This is a genomic window from Dietzia timorensis, assembly GCF_020742175.1.
Taxonomy (GTDB): domain Bacteria; phylum Actinomycetota; class Actinomycetes; order Mycobacteriales; family Mycobacteriaceae; genus Dietzia; species Dietzia timorensis_A.
On sequence record NZ_DYXM01000132.1, the window covers coordinates 1 to 5,340 of the forward strand.

At 67.3% G+C, this 5,340-nt stretch carries 5 protein-coding genes and 1 pseudogene; 3 read left to right on the forward strand and 3 right to left on the reverse strand.

Going from position 1 to position 5,340, the window contains the following annotated elements:
• Window positions 1-259, forward strand: a pseudogene (locus K8V11_RS07155) (hypothetical protein); the annotation flags it as partial.
• Window positions 260-313: 54 nt separating this feature from the next.
• Here the strand turns inward: K8V11_RS07155 and ligA are convergent.
• The gene (gene ligA / locus K8V11_RS07160; RefSeq protein ID WP_303912080.1) at window positions 314-2,371 is read right to left on the reverse strand and encodes an NAD-dependent DNA ligase LigA; all 2,058 of its coding nucleotides are present in this window, start codon (window positions 2,369-2,371) and stop codon (window positions 314-316) included.
• A 193-nt stretch (window positions 2,372-2,564) separates the two neighbouring features.
• On the opposite strand from ligA, the gene K8V11_RS07165 reads away from it, so the two are divergent.
• Together K8V11_RS07165 and K8V11_RS07170 are read left to right on the forward strand one after the other, a co-directional pair.
• Window positions 2,565-3,257, forward strand: a complete 693-nt coding sequence (locus tag K8V11_RS07165) for an exonuclease domain-containing protein (RefSeq protein WP_303912074.1) — start codon at window positions 2,565-2,567, stop codon at window positions 3,255-3,257.
• A gap of 107 nt (window positions 3,258-3,364) precedes the next feature.
• Complete coding sequence (locus K8V11_RS07170) at window positions 3,365-3,787, forward strand: VOC family protein (protein ID WP_303912076.1); 423 nt, start codon at window positions 3,365-3,367, stop codon at window positions 3,785-3,787.
• A 34-nt stretch (window positions 3,788-3,821) separates the two neighbouring features.
• Here the strand turns inward: K8V11_RS07170 and K8V11_RS07175 are convergent, their stop codons facing one another.
• Window positions 3,822-4,970 (reverse strand): cobalamin-independent methionine synthase, encoded by a 1,149-nt coding sequence (locus K8V11_RS07175; RefSeq protein ID WP_303912078.1) that lies wholly within the window; start codon window positions 4,968-4,970, stop codon window positions 3,822-3,824.
• Between the two features lie 17 nt (window positions 4,971-4,987).
• Window positions 4,988-5,340: aminomethyltransferase beta-barrel domain-containing protein (locus K8V11_RS07180; protein WP_369693050.1), on the reverse strand; the 353-nt coding region annotated here is incomplete at its 5' end.

Here is a 5,340-nt window from a genome sequence, read left to right on the forward strand (position 1 = left end):
CGATGCGGATTCTCTCGACGTTCCGATGCCGGTCGGCGAACATGCCATCGAGGTCGATCCCGCCACCGAGGGTCTGCCGGACTCGTGGACGGTCATGGACACCGCGTTGGCCTCGGCCGGTCTGGGCGAGAATCTCGTGCTCGTCATCGGTCGCATCGGCGGGCCGGACTTCCGGCCTGCCGAGCTCGCGCGGTTCGGGTACTTCGCGGGCATCGTCAGCTCCGTGCTCCCCGCGTCCGCGCGTTCCGTCGCCAAGTAGCTCCGCAGCCGCCCCGCCCGCGCCCGCTTTCGCGGTGCGAGGCGGCCAGAAGGCCTATTCGAGCGCGGACGGCCCGCCGTCGATGAGCGCCTGGAAGCCGTCCTCATCCAGCACCGGCACGCCGAGCTGTTCCGCCTTGTCCGCCTTGGACCCGGGCGAGTCGCCGACCACCACGTAATCGGTTTTCTTCGACACCGAACCGGACGCCTTGCCGCCGCGGGAGATGATCGCCTCCTTCGCGCCATCGCGTGTAAATCCGGAGAGCGATCCCGTGACGACGATGGTGAGGCCCTCGAGCGTGCGCGGAGTCGACTCGTCGCGCTCATCCTCCATCGACACCCCGTCTGCGGCCCAGCGGTCCACAATGTCGCGATGCCAACCCACCTCGAACCAGTCGAGCACCGATTGTGCGATGGTCGCGCCGACTCCGTCGGTGTCGGCAAGATCCTCTACATTTGCCGAGCGAATGGCGTCCATGGATCCGAACTTCGTAGCGAGTGCACGCGCGGCCGTCGGCCCGACATGGCGGATCGACAACGAGACGAGAACCCGCCACAGCGGATAATCCTTCGCGCCGTCGAGTTGCTCGAGAAGCTTCTTTCCCGTCGCGCCGAGCTTCCCGGACTTGGTCGTGTATAGATCGGTGCGCTCCAGGTCCGCCGCGGTGAGCGAGAACAGGGTCGATTCGTCCGAGAGCACGCCGCGTGTGAGGAGCTCGCGAGCACCCTTCTCCCCCAGCGTTTCGATATCGAGGGCGGAACGGGAGGCGAGATAGATCAGCCGTTGGCGCAGCTGCGCGGGGCAGAATTGCTGGTTCGGGCAACGCCAGTCTGCGTCACCGTCCTTCGCGGGTGCGAGTTCCGAACCGCATTCCGGACACAGCGTGGAGAACCGGTAGTCCCACTCGGTCCCGTCGCGGGTATCGGCGACGGGTCCGAGCACCTCGGGGATCACGTCGCCGGCCTTGCGAATCACCACGTCGTCACCGATGCGGACGCCTTTACGCGTGACCTCGGTCTGGTTGTGCAGCGTCGCCATCGCCACGGTCGAACCGGCCACGAGCACGGGCTTCATCTTCGCGAAAGGAGTGACCCTCCCGGTGCGACCGACACTCGCCGCAACGTCGAGCAGCTGCGTCGTCACCTCCTCCGGCGGATACTTATAGGCAATCGCCCACCGCGGGGCACGCGAGGTCGAGCCCAGTCGCCGTTGCACGCTACGGTCGTCGATCTTCACCACGAGTCCGTCGATCTCGTGCACGGGGTCGTGGCGATGCTCGCCCCAATACTTCATCTGCTCGATCACGGCGTCGGCGCCTGTGACCTGCGTGGTGTACTCGGAGGTCGGCAGGCCCCACTCGCCGAGCGCGGTGTACACGTCGTGAAGCGATTCGAAATTCGCGCCCTCGACTGCGCCGAGGCCGTGACAAATCATCCCCAGGCGCCGCTTGGCCGTGACCGCCGGGTTCTTCTGCCGCAGCGATCCCGCGGCGCTGTTGCGAGGGTTGGCGAACGGGTCCTTGCCCGCCTCCACGAGGGAACGATTGAGCTGCTCGAAATCCTCCAGCCGGAAGAACACCTCGCCTCGTACCTCGAGCAGCGCGGGGATGGGGCGGTCCCTGGTGCCAGTGAGTTCGGTGGGGATGTCGTCGATCGTGCGCGCGTTGAGCGTCACGTCCTCGCCCGTGGTCCCGTCGCCGCGGGTCGCCGCACGTTCGAGTACTCCGTCCCGATACACCAGGTCGATCGCAACTCCGTCGATCTTGAGTTCACACAGAAACGGCAGGTCCGCAGCCGAAGCCCCGGATTCCTCCGTCGCGTGGTGCACCCAGTCCCTCAGCTCCTCCTCGCTGAAGGCGTTGTCGAGGCTCAGCATTCGCTCCAGGTGTTCCACCGATGCGAAATCCGTCTCGAACCCGCCGCCGACGACCTGAGTCGGCGAGTCGGGCGTCCGCAGCTGGGGGTGCGCGTCCTCGAGATCTTGCAACTTCCGCAGCAGCGCGTCGAACTCGCCGTCACTGATGATCGGCGCGTCCTTGACGTAGTAGCGGAACTGGTGCCCGCGCAGCTCCTCTGCCAGTTCCTGCCATTGCGCGCGCACCTTCGACGGGATGTCCTCGCTTGCTGACGTCGCAGGCGCTGATTCTTCGTTGCGGTCCGGCTTTTCGCTCACGCTGTCCAAGCGTAGTAGCCCCGGCCATGCCGGCGCCCGGGCGCGCCAATCCCGGGTCCACCCGGCGTGCGCACCCCACCGCGTTCGGCGGTGTCCTACGGTGGAAGGGTCGCTTTGCCCACAAGGAGTCTCGATGCCCGCTGCGCCTTCGCCGATTACCGGTCCCGTCGACCGTTCGAAGCTGTTGTCCTTTGACCTGGAGACCACGGGGCCGAACCCGGCCACCGCGCTCGTGGTCACTTCCGCGCTGCTGCGCATCACCGGAGCTGAGGTCGAGGAGCGCCAGTGGCTCGCGGACCCCGGCGTCGATATTCCCGCCGAGGCGACGGCGGTTCACGGAATCTCCACAGAGCACGCCCGCAGCAATGGCCAGGACCACGCTCAGGTTATCGCCGAAACCATCGAGGGCATCCGAGCAGGATGGGACGCCGGCTACACGCTCGTCGTGTTCAATGCACCCTTCGATCTCACGATTCTGCACCGGCTCGATTCGTCCTTCGAAGTCACCGGGCCCGTGCTAGACCCTTACGTGATCGACCGAGCCATCGACCCGTACCGCAAGGGCAAGAGGACGCTCACAGCGTTGTGCGAGCACTACGACATCACCCTCGAAGGCGCCCACGACGCCGCGGTCGACGCCCTCGCCGCCGCCCGGCTCGCGTGGAAACTCGCGGCCCACGAACAGGTCCAGGCGGCCACGTGGACCGAGTTCAATGACAAACAAGCCGCTTGGCACGCCGAGCGCCAGGAGAGCTTCCGCGCCTACCTGGAACGCCAGGGGCGCCCTGCCACGGATGTGAATACGGCCTGGCCGATCGGCGGCTGAGCAGCGCACGTTCGGACAATCCGGCCCCTTCGACCGTCGGTACGCTCGAACGCGAGAGCGGCGGACCGCTGCTTTCGCCACCCACTATCGTTCAAGGGGCCACGAGCATGTCGATCCAGTTCTATTCCTACATTTCCTTCCCCGGCAACGCCGCCGAGGCGATGTCGTACTACGCCGAGATCTTCGGCGGCACCGCTCAGATCATGAAGTACGGCGATAACCCCATGGAAGGGATGCCATTCACTCCGCCTGCGGACGCCGTCGCCCACGCTCAGCTCGAGGGGCCGGTTCCCCTGGCCGGTGGTGACTCGCTGGCCGAGAATCCGGATCCTCTCGACATCCACAACTATTCGTTCCTTCTGTACTTCGATTCGGTCGACGAAGCGAAGGCCATGATCGAGAAGTTCACCTCCACAGGAGGAAAGGTCGAAATGCCGTTCGACCTTGCACCGTGGGGCGATCATTACGGCCAGATCGTCGACAAGTTCGGTGTTCTCTGGGCGCTTAACGTTCCCGCGCAGCAGGGGTAGATCACTCTATGAAGTGCCCTCGGGCCGGCTGCCCCTAGCTGGCGACCCGAGGGAGAACATCCGCGATGCGCCGCACCGCTGCGAGCGCGCGAGCCGCATGTGCGGTGTCCCCGCCGATATCCTCCGCGCCCGCGGCCAGCGAGAGCGCGTCCACGGCGGCCGGATGTTCGATCGCGAGCCGATCGATCAGGCGCACGAGTTGTACAGCCATGGCCTCCGCCTCCTCTGCGGTCCGGGGCGCTTCCTGCCGAAGACCGCGAAAGAGGTGCGGTCGGTGGATTTCGGCACGTCCGCCGTCAGAGATGAAAGTGCCCAGCACGTCGAGGAGCGCGAAGGCCTGCGGATCGGAATCTCCGTCCGCCCAGCCGTGGGCGCCCGCGGCGGGGCCCCGACCGGACCATGGGAGCAGATCGTCTGCAGAGACGACGATGCCGTCCACGCGCGGTTTCCCGGCGGGAGGTTCGGTGAGCACGCCCCAACGCGGCGCGGGGCCTTCATCGCCCCTGCACGGCACGGCGGCGAACACGCCCTCGACCGGATAGGCCCGGAGGGCCGCGGCGAACCTGGACAGTGCCGTCGCGAGGCGCTCGGCGGGAACAGGTGCCACCGGATCGAATTCGCTGGGGGCGGGCACGGCGCCTGAGGCGATGTGCCACAGCAGCGGCTCATCGAGAACGAAACGCACGGGCACCCCGAGCCGTGAATGCATGCGGTCGGCAAGTGCGCCCAGGCCCTCACGAAGGGATTCGGCCACGTCCCTACGTGCGCCCGAGTCCCCAAGCGCCGGACGGCCCCCGGGAAGCTCGAGGCGGGCTGCGATAGTCCATGGCCCGCACACCTCGACGCGTACCCCACGTGCCGGTAGCGCCGACCCGCCATCGACCACCGCGCCCCGGGAAAGTTCGAATTGTTCCTCGATCGCGTCGAGATCTCGGTCCAGGAAGTCGGCGGCTCGGCGGCCGGAACGGCCACGCGTATCGCTCAACCGCCAGGCGCGGGGAGAGGTGTCGACGGGGAGGTCGACGAGCAACGCGGCGGTGCGCCCGACCGGGTCCGCGCCGATGCCTCGCTCGGCGAGCGCCGGGAGCACGGGCAGCTCCGGTGTCTCCCCTAGCGCGATGCGCGCGGCCGCGCGCACATCGGAGCCGCCAAACGCCGCCGACGACGTGGCAAGTGTGTGCACCTGGTCGACCGCCCCTGCTACGCGCTCACCGCGACAGAACGCGTATCGCGGATCGTGGCAGAGCCGAGCACACGGTCGCCATGTGCGGCGTCGGGCCGGTAGATGACGGCGGCCTGTCCGGGAGCGACACCGCGAAGCGGCTCGCCGAGATCGAGGTGGAATTCCTCACCGTCCGCGCCATCGACGCGAACAAGGCGGGCAGGCACGACGTTGCCATGGGCGCGAACCTGCACCTCGCAGTCGATCTCCCGGATCGTGTCGTCCGCGAGCCAGTACGGGCGGTCCGCGACGAGCCCGTCGACGGTGAGGTACTCGGAGCCGCCAACGGTAACCGTCCCGGATTCCGCGTCGATCGACGTCACATACCGGG